This is a genomic window from Thauera sp. 2A1, assembly GCF_009469595.2.
Lineage (GTDB): Bacteria > Pseudomonadota > Gammaproteobacteria > Burkholderiales > Rhodocyclaceae > Thauera.
The window spans coordinates 12196-29120 of sequence record NZ_SSXV01000016.1; the positions used below are offsets into that span (position 1 = coordinate 12196).

The 16925-nt window shown below is 67.9% G+C and carries 17 protein-coding genes; 5 read left to right on the forward strand and 12 right to left on the reverse strand.

The features are described 5' to 3' along the window. The first annotated feature begins 77 nt into the window (after positions 1 to 77). The 5 genes from GH664_RS14600 to GH664_RS14620 are packed head-to-tail and all read left to right on the forward strand — an operon-like array spanning position 78 to position 5289. Complete coding sequence (locus GH664_RS14600; RefSeq protein ID WP_153168816.1) at positions 78 to 740, forward strand: TetR/AcrR family transcriptional regulator; 663 nt, start codon at positions 78 to 80, stop codon at positions 738 to 740. A 10-nt stretch (positions 741 to 750) separates the two neighbouring features. After that, positions 751 to 1929, forward strand: coding sequence for a sulfotransferase (locus GH664_RS14605; protein WP_153168817.1), 1179 nt, complete (start codon positions 751 to 753; stop codon positions 1927 to 1929). Continuing rightward, positions 1922 to 3373, forward strand: a complete 1452-nt coding sequence (locus GH664_RS14610) for a hypothetical protein (protein WP_153168818.1) — start codon at positions 1922 to 1924, stop codon at positions 3371 to 3373. The genes GH664_RS14605 and GH664_RS14610 overlap by 8 nt, the downstream gene beginning before the upstream one ends. Positions 3374 to 3386: 13 nt before the next feature. Further along, complete coding sequence (locus tag GH664_RS14615) at positions 3387 to 4238, forward strand: SDR family NAD(P)-dependent oxidoreductase (RefSeq protein ID WP_153168819.1); 852 nt, start codon at positions 3387 to 3389, stop codon at positions 4236 to 4238. A gap of 22 nt (positions 4239 to 4260) precedes the next feature. Continuing rightward, positions 4261 to 5289, forward strand: a complete 1029-nt coding sequence (locus GH664_RS14620; protein WP_153168820.1) for a TIGR03617 family F420-dependent LLM class oxidoreductase — start codon at positions 4261 to 4263, stop codon at positions 5287 to 5289. A 123-nt stretch (positions 5290 to 5412) separates the two neighbouring features. Here the strand turns inward: GH664_RS14620 and GH664_RS14625 are convergent, their stop codons facing one another. The 12 genes from GH664_RS14625 to GH664_RS14680 all read right to left on the reverse strand — a co-directional run bounded on the left by GH664_RS14625 (position 5413) and on the right by GH664_RS14680 (position 16915). After that, positions 5413 to 6408: a catalase family peroxidase gene (locus tag GH664_RS14625; protein ID WP_256219472.1), complete on the reverse strand. Its 996-nt coding sequence runs from the start codon at positions 6406 to 6408 to the stop codon at positions 5413 to 5415. Positions 6409 to 6439: 31 nt separating this feature from the next. Further along, a complete protein-coding gene (locus tag GH664_RS14630; protein WP_153168822.1) occupies positions 6440 to 7240 on the reverse strand; it encodes an anti-sigma factor in 801 nt (266 codons plus the stop codon). After that, the gene (locus GH664_RS14635; protein ID WP_153168823.1) at positions 7237 to 7737 is read right to left on the reverse strand and encodes an RNA polymerase sigma factor; all 501 of its coding nucleotides are present in this window, start codon (positions 7735 to 7737) and stop codon (positions 7237 to 7239) included. The genes GH664_RS14630 and GH664_RS14635 overlap by 4 nt, the downstream gene beginning before the upstream one ends. A gap of 5 nt (positions 7738 to 7742) precedes the next feature. Next, positions 7743 to 8132 (reverse strand): hypothetical protein, encoded by a 390-nt coding sequence (locus GH664_RS14640; RefSeq protein ID WP_153168824.1) that lies wholly within the window; start codon positions 8130 to 8132, stop codon positions 7743 to 7745. Between the two features lie 114 nt (positions 8133 to 8246). Continuing rightward, a complete protein-coding gene (locus GH664_RS14645) occupies positions 8247 to 9701 on the reverse strand; it encodes a DHA2 family efflux MFS transporter permease subunit (RefSeq protein WP_256219473.1) in 1455 nt (484 codons plus the stop codon). Positions 9702 to 9788: 87 nt separating this feature from the next. Further along, complete coding sequence (locus GH664_RS14650; RefSeq protein ID WP_153168825.1) at positions 9789 to 10589, reverse strand: SDR family NAD(P)-dependent oxidoreductase; 801 nt, start codon at positions 10587 to 10589, stop codon at positions 9789 to 9791. Between the two features lie 4 nt (positions 10590 to 10593). After that, positions 10594 to 11760 carry an acyl-CoA dehydrogenase family protein gene (locus GH664_RS14655; RefSeq protein ID WP_153168826.1) on the reverse strand — a complete coding sequence of 389 codons (1167 nt, stop codon included), beginning with the start codon at positions 11758 to 11760 and terminating at the stop codon, positions 10594 to 10596. Positions 11761 to 11773: 13 nt separating this feature from the next. Beyond that, entirely contained in the window at positions 11774 to 12988 is a 1215-nt protein-coding gene (locus GH664_RS14660) for an acyl-CoA dehydrogenase family protein (protein ID WP_153168827.1), read from the reverse strand. Between the two features lie 20 nt (positions 12989 to 13008). Continuing rightward, positions 13009 to 14175: an acyl-CoA dehydrogenase family protein gene (locus GH664_RS14665; RefSeq protein ID WP_153168828.1), complete on the reverse strand. Its 1167-nt coding sequence runs from the start codon at positions 14173 to 14175 to the stop codon at positions 13009 to 13011. A 17-nt stretch (positions 14176 to 14192) separates the two neighbouring features. Beyond that, positions 14193 to 15371, reverse strand: coding sequence for a lipid-transfer protein (locus GH664_RS14670; protein WP_153168829.1), 1179 nt, complete (start codon positions 15369 to 15371; stop codon positions 14193 to 14195). Between the two features lie 19 nt (positions 15372 to 15390). Then, positions 15391 to 15810 carry a MaoC family dehydratase gene (locus GH664_RS14675; RefSeq protein ID WP_153168830.1) on the reverse strand — a complete coding sequence of 140 codons (420 nt, stop codon included), beginning with the start codon at positions 15808 to 15810 and terminating at the stop codon, positions 15391 to 15393. Then, the gene (locus GH664_RS14680) at positions 15782 to 16915 is read right to left on the reverse strand and encodes an acyl-CoA dehydrogenase family protein (RefSeq protein WP_153168831.1); all 1134 of its coding nucleotides are present in this window, start codon (positions 16913 to 16915) and stop codon (positions 15782 to 15784) included. The genes GH664_RS14675 and GH664_RS14680 overlap by 29 nt, the downstream gene beginning before the upstream one ends. Positions 16916 to 16925: the final 10 nt, after the last annotated feature.

Here is a 16925-nt window from a genome sequence, read left to right on the forward strand (position 1 = left end):
TCCATCACGAACTGAATGCGAGTAGCCACGGACGGGGCGCTTTGCTCCAATGATCCACGTCACCGGCACGAAAAAGCATGGCCTCCAACCACTCCCCTCTTCGCCGCAGCCCCACCCAGTCGCGTGCCGCCGCCACGCTGAAGGCAATTCGCGAGGCCGCGCTCCGCATCCTGAAGCAGGAAGGTCACGCGCGCCTCACCACCAACCGGATCGCCGAGGTCGCGGGCATCAGCATCGGCAGCCTGTACCAGTACTACTCGGACAAGCATGCGATCGCGGCCGACATCTGCAACGAGCTGCTGACCTCCGAGCTGGACGAGATCAACCGGCTCGACCGCCAGACGATCGCGCTCGCCAAGGATTCGCTGGATGCGACGCTGGCCTTCTTCGTCGAGGAGCATGTCGCACGCCACCGCCGGCTGTACCTGCAACTGCTGGACTTCTACCTCGAGATCCACTGGAAGTACGACTTCGAGTCCTACTCGCTGAAGCGCTACCCGGACAAGCCCACCACCACCGCGTGGCTGCCGTCGGCCCTCAAACGCCACCACGAGCTGCTGCGCGTCACCGATTACGCGCTGGCCGCGCAGATGGTGGTCAACGCCCTCGAAGGAACGATCCACGCCACGCTGGACCGCAACCCGGAACTGATCCTGACGCAGGGCTTCATCGACGAACTGCACGCGATGCTCGTGCGGTATCTGACCAAGCTGCCCGTTGAAGGCAGCACGAACGATTGAGGAGACACCCTTGTTCTACTACTTCGATTTCACCGTCTGGTTGAAGCTGCTGCGCCTGGTCGGCAAGGAGCAGAACCAGCGCCAGCGGCGCGGCCTCTACAAGCTGCTGTTGCTGCACATCCCGCTGCGCGCCACCGTCACGGCCGTGTGCTTCTTCCTGGACGGCATCCTGTTTCCGGGGCTCTGGTTCACGCGGGTGAAGAAGCCCGTCTTCATCATCGGCCACGCCCGCAGCGGCACCACGCTGGCCCACCGCCTGATGAGCGCGGACGAGCGCTTCTCGGCCTTCAAGTACTACGAGTTGCTGCTGCCCTCGCTGCTGCAGAAGAAGCTGGTGCGCCTGGCGGCCTGGATCGATGCCCATCTGCTGGGCCGCGCGCTGGAGCGCAAGCTGCAGGCCTGGGAGAAGCGCAAGTTCGGCCCCATGCAGCACATCCACAAGATGGGCCTGACGATCCCGGAAGAAGACGACCTGATGTATTTCAATTCGTGCGCGTCGGGCTTCTGGCTGACCAAGCTGCCCTACATGAGCGAGCTCGATTTCTTCCACATCGACCAGCGCCCGGCCGCGAGCCGGCGCCGCATGATGAAGTTCTACCGGGAATGCGTGCGCCGCCAGCTTTATCTGAACGGCAGCGACCGCATCCACCTGAGCAAGAACCCGACCTACTGCGGCCGCGTGGAGTCCCTGCTCGGAGCCTTTCCGGATGCCCGCTTCGTGGTCCTGTACCGCAACCCCTACGAGACCATCCCCAGCCTGCTAAAGCTCCTCAACGTGGGCTGGAAGCTGCAGGGCAACCTGTCGCAGGAGCGCATTCGCGAGTCCAACGAGGTCATGACCGGGCTGTCTTACGAAACCTACCTCTACCCGCTCGAAGTCCTTGCCCGCCATCCGGAGACGCCGCGCGCCGTGGTCGATTACCGCCGCCTGACGACCGATCCGAGGGGAACCATCCAGGACGTGTACCGCGACCTCGCGATGCAGATCGGCCCCGCCTATGCCGCCTTCCTCGACGCGGAGGCTGCCCGCACCCGCAAGCATGAGACGGAACACCGCTACAGCCTGGCCGAGTTCGGCCTGGACGACCGCGAAATCCGTGACCGGCTTGCCCCCGTCTTCGAACAGTTCCAGTGGGACGACGACGTCCCTGCCGCCCCGCACAAGAACAAGGAGACTGCCCATGCATGAGCCCAACCCCCTGCACGACGAGGTATTCGTGACGGTCAAGGCCCATCTCCAGCCTTCCGACCCTGCCACCCGCGACGCCGCGGCCCTGCTCCGCCAGGCCTGGGACGGCATGATCGCGCAGCTCGAGGATGCGCGTAATGCGATCGACGATCCTGCGCTGTGGCCGCCGCCCGCCACGCCCCGCAACCTCGCGGAAGGCTACCGCTACGTGCTCGGCTTCCTGTATGGCTCGATCTCGCGCTGCCTCGGCCCGACGCCGGAATTCCCCCACTTCGTGCGGGCGATCCAGCCGCTCAACCGCTCGACGATCGACAACTGCGACGCGATCTACCTGATGGCGCCGATCGACGGCAACCATAGCTACACCATCCGCGGCCGCGCCGGCGACACCAGCGCCTGGCGCGGCGGCAAGGCGCCGGCCGGGGTGCGCAAGGCACCGCACTACGTGATCTTCGAGACGCCCAGCGGCTACTCGGGCGAGAGCGGCAGCCTGAAGGAGATGACGCCCGGCTCGCGCATCAACTGCGCCGAACTGGACTGCACCGAGCTGAAAGTGGAGGCCGACGGCAGCTTCGAGATCCTGCTCGCCCCGGAGAAGCCGCCCGGCTACGAAGGCAACTTCATGCTCACCCGCGCCAGCCGCACTCGCAAGCAGAAGGACGGCAGCAGCGTGACGCGCGAGTACGTGAGCCAGCTCGTGATGCTGCGCGAGCTGTTCTCCGACTGGGAGAACGAGGACCTGCTCGAGCTCTTCATCTACCGCAACGACCTGCTGGGCAAGCCGATGCCGGCCTACACGCCCGAAGTCGCCGCGAAGCAGATCGCCGACATCGGCCGCTTCACCCGCAACCAGGTGCATTTCTGGAACGAGTTCTACGCGGTGGTGTGCGAGTGCTACGGCGACATGAACGGCGACGGCCAGTGCTTCATGCCGCGCAACGACTTCAACAAGCCGAATGCTGCGTCGCTTGCCACCGCTGGCGGCATGGCCACCAACGTGTATTGCGGCGGCATCTTCGAGCTGGCACCCGACGAAGCCCTGGTGGTCGAGCTGCACCAGCCGGTGGAGCCGGTGTACATCGGCTTCAGCCTCGGCAACATGTGGGGCGAATCGTTGGACTTCGCCAACTACCAGAGCAGCCTCGGCGGCCTGCAGGCGCACCGCGATGCCGACAACGTCTTCCGCCTGGTGGTCTCGCACCGCGACCCGGGCATCGCCAACTGGCTCGACACCACCGGCCAGCCCGAGGGCTACATGGCGATCCGCTGGGCCTACCCGGTCAAGCCGATGGACAACCTGCCGTGGGCCACGGCGAAGAAGGTGCCGCTCGCCGAGGTGCGCCAGCACCTGCCGGCCGACACCCGCCTGATCTCGCCGGAGGAGCGGCAGCAGCAGATCGCGATCCGCCAGGAACACGTGCAGCGTCGTTACCGTCAGCACTGACAAGGAGCCCCGCATGCCTCACACCCTGAAGGACAAGGTGGCGATCGTCACCGGCGCCAGCCGCGGCATCGGCGCGGCGATCGCCGAGCGCTTCGCCGCCGAAGGCGCCAAGGTGGTGCTCGTCGCGCGTACCGGCGAGCCTGGCGGCAAGCTGCCCGGCTCGCTCGACGAGACTGCAGCGCGCATCCGCGCCAGCGGCGGTGACTGCCTGTGCGTGCAGGCCGACCTCGCCAGCGCCGTCGATCGCGAACGCATCGTCGGCGAAACGACCGCCCGCTACGGCGGCGTCGACATCCTCGTCAACAACGCTGCCTGGGCGCGCTTCGGCGCCGGCCATGCCCAGCCCACCCAGCGTGTGGAGCTGGCCTACGCGGTGAATGTCTTCGCGCCACATCACCTGGCGCAACTGGCGATTCCCTCGATGCGCGCGCGCGGCGGCGGCTGGATCCTGAACCTGTCGAGCGCCACCAGTACCCTGCCCGCCCCGGCCCCCTACGACCCGAAGGACCGCGCCTACCGTTTCCACACCACGCACTCGCCCACGCTGTACGGCTCGACCAAGGCGGCGCTCGAACGCCTCAGCGCCGGCATGGCGATCGAGCTGGCGGCCGACAACATCGCGGTCAATACCCTCGCGCCGGTCGAGGCTGTCGCCAGCGAAGGCGCCATCAAGAGCGGCTCGATCGACGACATTGCGCACATGGAACCGATCGAAGCCATGGCCGAGGCGGCGCTGGCGCTGTGCTCGCGCCCGCAGGCCGTGCTGTCGGGGCGCATCGCGCTGAGCCTGCCGCTGCTGCGCGAACTCGGCGTGCCGGTGAGGTGCCTCGACGGTGCCTCACCGCTGCCCGGCTTCACCCTCTGACCCTATCCGCCCCGGAGCCCCAATGTTCGAGATCTTCGCTTCCACCCCCGAAAACATGAACCTGGCCGACATCGGCCCTTTCGCAAGACGTGTCGAAGCCATGGGCTACGACGGCCTGTTCGTTTCCGACGCGGTCCACGACGGCCTGCTGCTCGCGTGCCAAGCGCTGTCGGCGACCTCCAAGCTCAAGGTCGGCACCTCGGTGCTGATCGTCTTCCCGCGCAGCCCGATGAACGTCGCACTCGCCGCATGGGACCTGCAGAAAATGTCCGGCGGCCGCTTCGAGCTCGGCATGGGCACGCAGATCAAGCAGAACATCGAGGACCGCTATTCGGCGCGCTGGCTGCCGCCGGCCGCCGGCATGCGCGAGTACCTCGGCTCGCTGCGCGCGATCTTCCACGCCTTCCGCACCGGCGAACCGCTCGAGTACATTGGCGAGCACTACAAGTTCACCCGCCTGCAGCCCTTCTTCAACCCCGGTCCGATCGACGCGCCGGACGTACCCCTGATGCTCGGCGCCGTAGGCCCCAAGATGCTGGAACTGGTCGGCCAGACGGCGGACGGCATCCACACCCATCCGACCAACACCTCGGTGCGCTACCTGAAGGAAGTGATCCTGCCGCAGATCGCCGTCGGCACGGCGAAGCGCGACCCCGGCCGCGCCAGACCCTTCATCAGCGCCAGCCAGTTCGTCGCCACCGGAGCTGACGACGCCACCGTCGCCGCCGAGCGCGAACGCTTTCGCGACATGCTCGCCTTCCTGTTCTCGACCCCGGCCTACTGGGCGAGCCTGGAGCTGTTCGGCTGGCAGGACGTGGGCGAAAGACTGCTTGCGCTGACCCGCGAGCGGCGCTGGAAGGACATGCCTGCCGTCTTCACCGACGAGATGCTGGACACCTTCCTCGTATCCGGCCGCCTCGACGAGCTGCCCGAGCGCCTGGTGTCGCGCTTCGGTGGCCTGGTCGACCGCATCACTCTGACCGTGCCGAACGACCCGGCCGACGATGCGGCAACCGCGGCGGCGATCGAGGCGATCCGCGCCTACCGCTGAACGGGGGTGCGGGGCCGACACGCGCATCGGCATGCAGGCGCAAGAGGGCGATGAACACGTTCATCGCCCCGCTTGCCCGGCTCCGGCAGGGAGGGCGACGCCGGGCCGCCCTGGCGTCACGAATTACTGGCCGCCAAGCCGCTTGCCGAAGGACACCGCATAGGCCGGCGATCGGAACCGGAGGACGGGATCATCACTCGGCTCGATGCCGTCCGCCATGACCATGGGATCGAAGTTGATGGGCTCGCACGCCGCGCCCTTCTGCGGCGCGGCTGACGTGATGGTCAACGTGCCGGCCTTGATTCGTTGCCGCTCCGCCGGCCACGGGACGGTGGGGTCGTCTTCCGCATCGCCCGGCCGACCAATGCTGACGATCATGTCCCAACGCACCGGCGCGCGCCTGGTGCGGTCGATCAGCGCCTGTTCGAGAAAGTTCGCCCCGGCGGTCTTCAATTCATCATCGTCCAGGCGCTTTTCTCCGTCCTGCGGGACGAACTGCCAGCGCACCGGGGTGACCCGGCTCTTGTCGTCCACGAACTTGAAGGTGTGGATGCCCCAGTAGGAGCTGCTGGCATAGCTGGCCGGCGGGTTGTTCGCGGCCAGGTAGTCGGCCTGCGCCCGGCTGTCGGGGTGGCTCGCCTTGAATGCCTTCAGCTTCTCGGGATCGGGCTTGCGGGTGACCGGATCGGGCCGCATCGCCTGCATCAGGTCGAAGAAGGTCTGCGGCGTGGCGGCGCCGAACATCGGCGTATTGAGCATCGCAATGTGGTGCAGTTGCCCGTTCGGCAGCCTGAACTCCAGCGCCATGCCGCGCCCGCTCCTCGCGGTATCGGGTGCCGCGGGATTGCCGCCCGAGAGCGAGAAGCGAGCAATCACCGGCACCGGCTCGCCGGAAAAGAGCGCCGAGCGCGAGTACTCCGCCGCTTCGCGGGTGCCGACGAATTCGCCGACGGCGCAAGTTCCCTTCGTGTGATTGCGCCGTGCGCCCGGCGTCACGCCAAAGGCACCCTCGATCGCCTCGACCACCTGAGGTGCGGTGATTTCATTGCTGGCCAGCACCGGCGGGCACGTCAGCATCAGGCCGGCCGCGAGGACCGGCGCCAGAGTGATCGTCTTCATGTTCATCCTTGTTGTCGGGGGGGGGGTTCATCTACTTCTGGAACTGGTCGTAGACCGCGGTGGCGATCCGCGCCAGTTCATTCTTCGAAATGCCGGCCGAAAGCGCATAGCCGAACTGGCCGTCGATCCAGTAGAACACATTGACCGGCCCCTCCCGGGCAAAGCGGAAGGCGGTGTCGCGATTGGTGGTGTTCTCGGTGCTGACGTAGAGGGTGAGCCGCTGGCCGCTGGCATCGTGATACATGAACTGGGCCACCGGCCCACTGCTCCCCGGAAGCAGGCGGCCGCCGATCAGCTCGTAGCCGAGCGCGCCCAGCCGTGGCGGCCGGATCGGCGTGCCCAGCCGCTTGGAGAGCCAGGTCACCAGTTGATCCTCGTGCTCGGCGGTGATTTCCACCGGCCGCTTCACGTCCGGGCTGAAGACGACGTGCGCGATGGCCGCCTGATGCGGAAGCGGCGACGAGTAAGCCGCAATCATCGGCGGACGATAGTGATCATGGGCAAGCCAGCCCGCTGCGCCACCGAGCAATCCGATTGCCAGGCTCGCCGCGATGCGCTGCAGGGACCAGCGCGAACGCACCGCCGGCCGCGGCGCAGGCTGCGCTGATGGAGGCGGCTCGGCCAGCGCTCTCAGGCGATCCGGCAGCGGCTCGTCGAGCACGGGGGCGAACAGCAGGCGCAAGCCCTGTTTCTGCTCACGGTAGGCGTCCACCCGCGAGGCGTCCTCGGGGTGCTCGGCGAGCCATGCCGCGATCTCTGCGTGGCGTCCTTCGGAGAGTTCGCCATCGACAAAGGCATGCAGATCCGAATCGGAGATCGGGGAAAGACTCATCGCACGACTCGCAGTTGGGCCGGTTTCGACCGGGCATCGAGAATCCGGCGCAGCCGCTCACGCCCCCTGGCAAGGCGGGACATCACGGTGCCGGCCGGGATGTTCAGCGTCGCCGCGATTTCCGCATAACTCATGTCTTCGAGCGCGACGAGCAGCAGCACCGCGCGCTGCTCCTCGGGAAGGCAGGACAAGGCCCCTTCCAGCTCGCCAAGCTCGATACGATCCGTCTGGGTGGCACGCACGGGAAACTCGAGCGCCTCCTCGTCGATCGGCGTCACGGCAAGGGTCGGGCGCCGGATCTGGTCGATCCGGAGGTTGTGCATGATGGCCAGCAGCCAGGCACGGAGATCGCTGCCCGGCTGCCAATGGGAAATACGCAGCCACGCGCGCTCGAGCGTGTCCTGCACGAGATCGTCGGCCGCCTCGCGCGAGCCGACGAGCGCCCGCGCGTAACGACGCAGGCGCGGCAATTCGGCAAGGATCGCGCGGCTGTCCATCGGTTTCAGGGTTTCGCGACGCGCCAGACGTTGTTGAAACCGTCGCCGGTCTTGTCTCCCGGCTTCTGGTCCTTCGCCCAGAAGTACAACGGCTTGCCCTTGTACGCCCACTGCTTGCTGCCGTCGTCCCGCGTCACGATGCTGTAGTCGGCCCCGCCCGTGGCACCTTCGGTGACGAGCAGCGGCGGCCAGTTGGCCGCGCACGGGCCGTTGCATGTGCTCTTGCCGCTGCCCGCGGCGTCCTTGTCGAAGGTGTAGAGGGTCATGCCGTTGCTGCCGGTGAGCATGCCGTCACTCGTCCGCGCCGGGCCGGCAGCCTGGACGGTGTAGCCGGCACACGCGGCCAGCAGGGCGGTGGAAAGGATCAACGGGGCGGATTTCTTCAGAATTTTCATGTCTTTCTCCTTGGCGGGGCCTGCGGATGATCGGCCTGCACTGTGGTAAACGGGCCGTGACGCCGGATTATTCCCGCACCTCGAAGAAAGTTTTGGCGCCATGCCTCCCCTTGCTCACCCGCGCCGCTTCATCCGCAGCGCCGCCACCAGCGCCAGGCCGAATACCAGCGTCAGCAGCACGAAGGCCTGCGAATAGGCCCAATGGATGCCCGGCGGCTGCGCGCCGTGGATGGCGATGCGCCATTCGACGAACACGGCGGCGATCGCCACGCCCAGCACGCCGCCGAACTGTCGCGTGTAGTTGCTGACCATCGACGCCTGACCGACCTGATGTGCCGGCACGCCCCTCAGCGACGCGACCGTCAGCGCCGGAATGGTGAGGCCGAGGCCGAGGCGGCCGACCATGCACACCGCAACCACTCCCGTGTAGCTGATGGACGCACCGAGCACGGCGAACGGCAGGAAGGAAACGCCGAACACCGCCAGCCCCCACACCATCACCGGCCGCGGCGAGTAGCGGTCGGTGAGCCAGCCCGCAATCGGGATCACCACCGCCAGCAGAAGCCCGCCGGGCAGCAGGGCGAGGCCCGACAGCGCAGCGTCGTAGCCCAGTGCCTGCTGCAGGAACACCGGAATCAGGTAGGTCGACGCATAGAGTCCACAGCCATAGACCAGCCCGACCACTGCACCCATGGCGAAGCTGCGTTCCGCGAACAGGGAAAGGGAAACGATGGGCGCCGACGCGCGGCGCGCGTGGCGGACGAAGCCGAACACGCACAGCGCCACCAGCACCAGCATGGCCAGCGTCCGCGGCGCCATCAGACCGACCTGGCGCAGGCTGGTGATGAAGTCGATCGCCGCCAGCGAGGCCGCGCACAGGATGCCGACGCCGAGCCAGTCGAAAGGATGGCGCTGGTTCGTCTCGGAGCGGGCGAGCAGGTAGAGCCCGCACACGCCGGCCACGATGCAGAACGGCAGGGTCATCAGGAAGATCGCCTGCCAGCCGAAGCGCTCGAGCAGCACGCCGGCCAGCGAGGGTGCCGCCGCAGGCGCCAGCACGATGCCGAAGCCAAGCAAGCCGTGCGCCCTGCCCTGGCTCGCCGCGGGAAAGTGCCTCATCACGACCATGATGGTGAGCGGCTGCAGCAGCCCGGCGGCGATGCCCTGCAGCACCCGCATGGCCACGATGAAACCGAAGTCGCTCCCCAGCGCCCCCGCCACGCTGGTCAGCGCGAGCATCAGGTTGGCACCGAGGAAAAGGCGGCGGAAACCCACGCGCTCGAGCAGCCAGGGCGTCGGCAGCATGGCCAGCGTGAGCGCGGCGAGGAAGCCGGTGATCGCCCACTGCACCTGGTGCTGCCCAAGCCCGAAATGCAGCCCGAGGGCCGGCACCGCGACGTTGAAGCTGGTGGTGGCGAGCACCGAAGCAATGATGCCGGTTCCGACCACTGCCAGCGCGAGCCATTTGTAGGCTTCGCCATAGCGTGCGAGCAGCGCATCGTGCTCCGGAGCCTCCGGCAGCCAGCGCATCAGTCGGTTCACTGCGTCGTCACGCACGGCCGCTTCCACGCGCGCCGGCTCCGGCACCCGCGATGGAGTGGCCGTGCTGCGCCGCGATCGGCCACACCGGGAGCGAGTGCATGGGCATCATCGGCGTCAGCGTGCCGCCGGCTGCCACGACACGCCGTTGATGTGCGAGCCGCCATCGAGGAAGACGGTGTTGCCGGTCATGTAGCTGCCGGCATCGCTGCAGATGAAGGCGACGACACCACCGATGTCCTGCTCGGGCTCACCCATGCGGCCCATCGGGTTCTGTTTCAGCAACTGCGCTGCATTCTCCGGCGAGGCCGCGGCGAAGCGCTCGTACGCCGGGGTGCGCGCACCGGGGCAGATGGCATTGACGGTGATGCCGTGCGGCGCCCACTCGCGCGCGGCGCTGCGGGTGAGGCAGCGCAGCGCTTCCTTGCTGACGTTGTAGTCGGCGGTGTACATGTGCGCGTTGACGCCGTTGAGCGAGCACATGTTGACGATGCGGCCCCAGCCCTGCGCCTTCATGAACGGGAAGGCCCGCTGCATCGCTGCCAGCGGGGCGTACAGGCTGCCCTGCAGCGCGCGCGCGAAGTCGCCCGCCGCCTTGCTCTCGAGCGGGCCCGGCATGTTGCCGAGGTAGGCGTTGTTGATGAGAACGTGCAGCGCCCCGAAGCGCTCGCCGACGGTGTCGACCATGGCCTCGACGCTGGCGCTGTCGGCGATGTCGCAACCGATCGCAAGCGCTTCGCCGCCGCGCGACAGCGCGATCGACACGGTTTCGGCCGCGCTGCCGGCATCGATGTCCGACACCACGACACACGCGCCCTGCGCCGCCAGTTGCAGCGCCACCCCGCGGCCGATGCCCTGGCCCGCGCCGGTGACGATGGCGACCTTGCCCGCGAGGAAACCGCGCTGTTTCGCTTCCACTGCTTCAGGCCTCGGCTGCCGTCAGCTCGCCGTAGCGCTGGCAGTGGAAGTCGCCATCACCCAGACTGGCCTGCGCGACGCGGATGCGCTTCAGGTACAGGCCGACGTCGAGTTCGTCGGTGACGCCCATGCCGCCGTGCATCTGCACCGCCTCGCGGCTGATGCGATGGGCGGCGTCGCCGGCCTTCCACTTGGCCAGGCTGGCCATGCGGGCGCGCGCCTCGGCCCCGAGCGCCGGGTCGTCCATCGCCGCCAGGCCCGCCATCACCGCGCTGCGCGCGAGCTGCAGATGGGCGTAGCACCACGCGGCACGGTGCTGCAGCGCCTGGAAGGAGCCGATCGGCACGTCGAACTGGACGCGCGTCTTCAGGTACTCGACGGTCGTATCGAACAAGGACTGGGTCGCACCCAGCAATTCCGCCGCCAGGCACACGCGGCCGCGGTCGAGCGCCGCGTCAAGCAAGGCCAGGCCATTTCCTTCGGCACCCACCAGGGCCTCGGCGCCGACCCGGACACCGTTCAGCGTCAGGTTGGCGTGATTGCGCGAATCGATGGTCTTCATCGGCGACACCTGCAGGGCCGATGCGTCGGCAGGCACCACGAACAGGCTGATACCGTCGCGATCACCCGCCTTGCCCGACGTGCGCGCAGCGACGATGTAGGCGTCCGCACCGACGCCGTCGGCGACGAAGGCCTTGGTGCCGGTGAGCACGTAGCCATCACCCTCACGCGTCGCGCGCAGCGCGACCGCGGCCGGGTCGTGACGCGGCGTTTCGTCCGACGCCAGCGCGACGCGCTTGTCGCCGCCGATCAGCGCCGCCATCCACTCGGCCTGCTGCGCTTCCGAGCCGGCGAGCTCGATCACCGAGCCGCCGAGCACGATGCTCGACAGCAACGGCGAGGCCGACAGGTTGCGGCCGATCTGCTCGAACACCGCGCCCAGGCCCTTGCAGCCGAATTCAAGGCCACCGAGCGCTTCGGGAAAGGGAATCGCGCTCCAGCCCATGTCGACCATCTCGCGCCACAGCGCGGCGTCGAAGCCGTCGGCGGAGCCCCCTGACGCACCCTCGTCGCGCAGCTTGCGCTGGGCGGTGACCGGGCTCTTCGCCATCAGGAACTCGGCGGCGGTGTCGGCCAGCAGTTGCTGCTCTTCGGAATAAACCAGACTCATGACAGGCTGCTCCTCACTTGCCCTGCTTGCCGCTGCTGCCCTCGGGCAACTCCAGCACGCGCTTGGCGATCACGTTCAACTGCACCTCGGACGAGCCGCCGGCGATGGTCTGCGCGAAGCTGCCCAGCCAGGCCTTGGTGATCGCCAGCTCCTGCGGCTCGAAGCCCTCGCCTTCCCAGCCCAGCGCGCGGTGGCCGAGCACGTCGACCAGCACCTCGAACTTGTCCTTCTCCTGCTCGGAGTGCACCAGCTTCATGATCGACATCAGGCCGGACACGTTCTTGCGCGCGCGGGCCTCCTCGCCCATGCGCTGGGCGGTGAGGCTGTAGGCCATCTCGTCCATCGCCGTGGCATACACGCGCTGGCGCAGCGCGACGTCGGCCGGCGAGGACGCCTCCTGCGCCGGCAGGTACTCGCCGGCGATCGACAGCAGGTCGAAGTGGGTCGGCAGGCTGAACTCGCCGAACTTCGACATCGCCCGGCGCTCGTGCTGCAGCAGCGCCTTGCCCAGGGTCCAGCCGCCGTTGAGCGGACCGATCAGCTGGCGCTTGGGCACCTTCACGTTGTCGAAGAAGACCTGGCAGAAGGACGACTTGCCGCTGATGAGGTCGATCGGCCGCGCCTCGATGCCGGGCGACGCCATGTCGACCACGAGCAGGCTGATGCCCTGCTGCTTGGGCACGTCGGGGTTGGTGCGCACCAGCATGTACATCCAGTCCGACTTGTCGCCATAGGATGTCCAGATCTTGGTGCCATTGACCACGAAGTGATCCCCGGCATCGACCGCGCTGGTCTTGAGGCTGGCGAGGTCGGAGCCGGCGTTGGGCTCGGAGAAGCCCTGGCACCAGCGGATCTCGCCGCGCGCCATCGGCGGCAGCAGCTCGCGCTTCTGCTCTTCGGTGCCGAACTCCAGCACCACCGGGCCCAGCATCCAGATGCCGAGATTGATCTGCGGCGGACGGCAGCGCAGGCGGCGCATCTCGGACTCGAGCACCGCGTTCTGCTCCGGGCTCAGCCCGCCGCCGCCATACGCAGCCGGCCAGTCGGGGCAGAACCAGCCCTTGTCGCGCATGCGCTCGAACCACAGGCGCTGGTCCTCGTTCTTGAACTCGACCGTGCGCCCGCCCCACACCAGCTCGCCGTCGGGCATCGCGGTGCGCATCGATTGCGGGCAGTTGGCCTCGAGCCAGGCCCGGGTCTCGCGGCGGAAATCTTCGAGGGTGCTCATGTCTTCTTCCTGTGCGGGGTTCAGCGCGAACGCGGCATGCCGAGGCCGAACTGTGCCACCAGTTCGCGCTGGATCTCGTTGGTGCCGCCGCCAAAGGTCAGCGTGACCGAGGCGCGTACCTCGTATTCCAGCTCGCCGAGCAGGGCCGCAGCGGCCGAGCCTTCGCGCACCAGGCCGCTGGCGCCGACGATCTCCGACAGCTTGCGCAGGATATCGACCACCGACTCCGAGCCGTACACCTTGGTCGTCGACGCCAGCGCCACGTCCATGTGGCCGCGCTCGAGGTCGGCGGCGATGCGGAAGTTGATCAGCCGCATCGCTTCGATCTTCGCGTAGCACTCGGCGAGCAGGCTGCGCACCCAGGCCGCATCGACCGCACGGCGGCCGTTCTCGTCCTTGGCCTTGGCCCACAGCAGCACGCGGCGGAACAGGGCGACGACCTTGTCCGACCACGAGCCCAGGCCCAGGCGCTCGTGGTTGAGCTGGGCGGTGATCAGCTTCCAGCCGCCGTTGAGCTCGCCCACCAGCATCTCCTTCGGCACCTTGACGTTGTCGTAGTAGGTGGCGGCGGTCGGGTTGCTGCAGGTCGGGATGACGGTGTGCGAGAAGCCTTCCGCCTTGGTGTCCAGGATCAGGATGGACACGCCCTTGTGGCGCGGCAGGTTGGGGTCGGTGCGCGCGGCGAGCCAGACATAGTCGGCAGCCTCGGCGCCCGAGGTCCACAGCTTGTTGCCGTTGACCACGAAGTGGTCGCCTTCCAGCCGCGCACTGGTCTTGAGCGTGGCGAGGTCGGAGCCCGCTTCCGGCTCGGAATAGCCGATGGCGAACATGATCTCGCCGGCGGCGATGCCGGGCAGGAATTTCTTCTTCTGCAGCTCGGTGCCCGCCTCCATCAGCGCCGGACCGACCGTGCTGATGGTGACGAAGGGCAGCGGCGCGCCAGCGATGTTGGCTTCCTCGAAGAAGATCAACTGCTCGGTGGCGGCATAGCCCTGGCCGCCGTGCTCCTTGGGCCAGCCCACCGCCAGCCAGCCGTCCGCGCCCATCTTGCGGATGGTGTTGCGGTACAGCTCGCCGCCTTCCTTGCCGCGCAGCTCGCTGCGCAGCTCGGGGGTCATCAGGGTCTGGAAGTAGTCGCGCACCTTCAGGCGCAGCGCGTGTTGTTCCGGGGTCAGATCGACGAACATCGTCCGTTCTCCTTCGCTCAGGCGACGCCGAGGATGAGGCCGCTGGTGGGCACGCCGGTGCCGGCGGTGACCAGCACGTTCTCGACATCGGCCACCTGGTTGGCCGCGCTGCCGCGCACCTGGCGCACCGCCTCGGCCACGCCGTTCATGCCGTGGATGTAGGCCTCTCCAAGCTGGCCGCCGTGGGTGTTGATCGGCAGCTTGCCGCCGCGGGCGTGCTCGCCGGCACGGATGAAGTCCTTCGCCTCGCCGCGCTTGCAGAAGCCGAACTCCTCGAGCTGCGGCAACACGAAAGGCGTGAAGTGGTCGTAGATCACCGCCGTCTGCATGGCGTCGGGGCCGAGGCCGGACTGGGTGTAGAGCTCCTTCGCCACCACGCCCATTTCCGGCAGCCCGGTGATGTCGTCGCGGTAGAAGGAGGTCATGCTCTGCTGGCCTTCAGTGATGCCCTGCGAGCCGGCCTTGATGATCACCGGCTTCTGCTTGAGGTCGCGAGCGCGCTCGGCCGAGGTGATGACCATCGCCACCGCGCCGTCGGACTCCTGGCAGCAGTCGAGCAGGCGCAGCGGCTCGGCGATCCACTTCGAGGCCTGGTGCTCTTCGAGCGTGATCGGCTTGCCGTAGAAGAAGGCTGCCGGGTTGGTCGCGGCGAAGTCGCGCACCGCGACGGACACGCGGCCGAAGTCCTCGCTGGTGGCGCCGTAGGCGTGCATGTAGCGACGCGCGAACATCCCCACCCAGGCGGCCGGGGTATGGAAGCCGTAAGGCATGTACCAGCCGTAGTTCACATTCTCGAAGATCGGCGTCGAGCCGAAGCCGTAGGTGCCGGTACCGAAGCGGTACCAGGAGCGTTCGTTCATCGCCCGGTACACCACCACCGTCTTCGCCACGCCGGTGGCCACCGCCATCGCGGCATGCACGATCGGCGCGCAGGCGGCACCGCCGCCATGCGGCACGGTGGAGAAGAACTTGACGTTCTTGCAGCCGAGCAGGCGCGCGATTTCGTACTCGGGCACCTTGTCCATGGTGTAGGACGAGAAGCCCTCGACCTCGGAGGGGTCGATGCCGGCGTCGGCGAGCGCGGCCAGGGTGGATTCCATCGCCAGGCGCAGCTCGGTGCGGCCGGAGTTCTTGGAGAATTCGGTCGCGCCCAGGCCAACGATGGCGGCGCGGCCGGAAAGGGACATATCCGTCATGAGTTCGGTTCTCCGCGTGTCAGGGCAGCACCAGCGTGGCCGAACCGGTCACGTGGCTGCCCATCGAGTTCTTGCCCTTGAGCGCGACTTCCACCTCGCGGCTGGCCACGTCGGTGCGGACGACCTCGCCGCTGAAGGTCATGGTGTCGCCCGGGTAGTTGGGCGCGCCGAGCTTTATCTTGAGATCCTTGAAGCGCGCCGCCGGACCGGCCCAGCCCTCGATGAAGCGCTGGGTAAGGCCGCTGGTGGTGAGGATGTTCATGAACACGTGCGGCGAGCCGAGCTGCTGGGCGGCTTCCCTGTCGTGGTGGCCGGGGAAGTAGTCGCGGGTGGCGATCGCCGCCGAGGCGATCAGCGTCGTGGTGATCGGGATCGCCAGCTCCGGCAGCGCCTCGCCGGGGCGCACGTCGTCAAAGCGCTTGCTGTTCTTCGAGGTCATATTTCCATCCCAGCTTGTCGTTGTTGGCGAGCCAGTCGCCGAGTCGTTCGAGCGTGGCGGCACTGCCGCCCAGGGTGATGCCGAGCGCACGGCTCCAGTACAGGTAGCGGTGGATCGGGTAGGTCAGATCGACACCGATGCCGCCATGCACGTGCTGCGCCTTGTGGCCGACGAGGTGGCCGCACTCGGCCGCGAGGTACTTGACCGCCAACGCCTCGGACGGCGACGGCAAGCCGGCGTCCAGGCGATACACGAGCTGCCACAGCGCGGAGCGCAGCGCCTCGATCGCGATGTGGGCGTCGGCCATGCTCATCTGCACGGCCTGGAAGGTGGCGATGGCGCGGTCGAACTGGCGGCGCTCGTTGATGTACTCGACGGTGCGGCGCACCTGCTCGGCGCTGACCCCAAGCTGCAGTGCGGCGATCGCGGCGATCGTGCGCTGCTCCAGCCAGGGCAGCGCGGCCTCGGGCAGCACGGCGTCGGCGGCCAGGCGATGGGCGCTGAAGCAAAGATCCGCGATCGCCTCGCGGTGGGTGAGCACGCCGGCGACCTTGTCGATGCCCGCGTCGCGCAGATTCACCGACACCAGGCGCAGGCCGTCGTCGGTCTCGGCCAGCAGCAGCGCGCGGCACACTTCCGCACCCAGCGCCACGGCGGCGACCTTGCCGTCGAGCACCCAGCCGTCACCCTCGCGGCGCGCCTTGAGCGCGATGCCGTGGGCACGTGCTGCCGCACCGAGCGACAACGTGATCATCAGCTTGCTCTCGGCGGCGGCCGCAGCGATCTCGGCACCGCTGGCGCCTCCGAAGCGCGCCAGCGTGGCGGCGGCGAGCTGGTGCCGCCACAGCGGCACATGGCCGAGGCCGCGGCCCTGGGCCTCGAGCACCAGCATCAGCTCGGTCATGCCGAGCCCGGTGCCGCCCGCTTCCTCGGGAATCGCCAGCGCGTGCAGGCCGGTTTCCACGCACTGCTTCCACAGGTCGGCCATGAAGGGCTCGCCGGCGGTATCGAAGGCGCGCAGGCGATCGTCGGTGCACAGGTCGCCGAACAGGCTGCTCGCCATGTCGGCGATGGCGCGCTGATCGTCAGTCAGTTGAAAATCCATGCTCGTCTCC

Coding starts and splice junctions, on each gene's coding strand:
- GH664_RS14630 (WP_153168822.1), bottom strand. CDS start 7,240: ATGAGTCTTTCCCCGATCTCCGATTCGGATCTGCATGCCTTTGTCGAT.
- GH664_RS14655 (WP_153168826.1), bottom strand. CDS start 11,760: ATGAGTCTGGTTTATTCCGAAGAGCAGCAACTGCTGGCCGACACCGCC.
- GH664_RS14680 (WP_153168831.1), bottom strand. CDS start 16,915: ATGGATTTTCAACTGACTGACGATCAGCGCGCCATCGCCGACATGGCG.
- GH664_RS14665 (WP_153168828.1), bottom strand. CDS start 14,175: ATGTTCGTCGATCTGACCCCGGAACAACACGCGCTGCGCCTGAAGGTG.
- GH664_RS14640 (WP_153168824.1), bottom strand. CDS start 8,132: ATGAAAATTCTGAAGAAATCCGCCCCGTTGATCCTTTCCACCGCCCTG.
- GH664_RS14670 (WP_153168829.1), bottom strand. CDS start 15,371: ATGACGGATATGTCCCTTTCCGGCCGCGCCGCCATCGTTGGCCTGGGC.
- GH664_RS14625 (WP_256219472.1), bottom strand. CDS start 6,408: ATGAAGACGATCACTCTGGCGCCGGTCCTCGCGGCCGGCCTGATGCTG.
- GH664_RS14620 (WP_153168820.1), top strand. CDS start 4,261: ATGTTCGAGATCTTCGCTTCCACCCCCGAAAACATGAACCTGGCCGAC.
- GH664_RS14600 (WP_153168816.1), top strand. CDS start 78: ATGGCCTCCAACCACTCCCCTCTTCGCCGCAGCCCCACCCAGTCGCGT.
- GH664_RS14615 (WP_153168819.1), top strand. CDS start 3,387: ATGCCTCACACCCTGAAGGACAAGGTGGCGATCGTCACCGGCGCCAGC.
- GH664_RS14610 (WP_153168818.1), top strand. CDS start 1,922: ATGCATGAGCCCAACCCCCTGCACGACGAGGTATTCGTGACGGTCAAG.
- GH664_RS14660 (WP_153168827.1), bottom strand. CDS start 12,988: ATGAGCACCCTCGAAGATTTCCGCCGCGAGACCCGGGCCTGGCTCGAG.
- GH664_RS14675 (WP_153168830.1), bottom strand. CDS start 15,810: ATGACCTCGAAGAACAGCAAGCGCTTTGACGACGTGCGCCCCGGCGAG.
- GH664_RS14635 (WP_153168823.1), bottom strand. CDS start 7,737: ATGGACAGCCGCGCGATCCTTGCCGAATTGCCGCGCCTGCGTCGTTAC.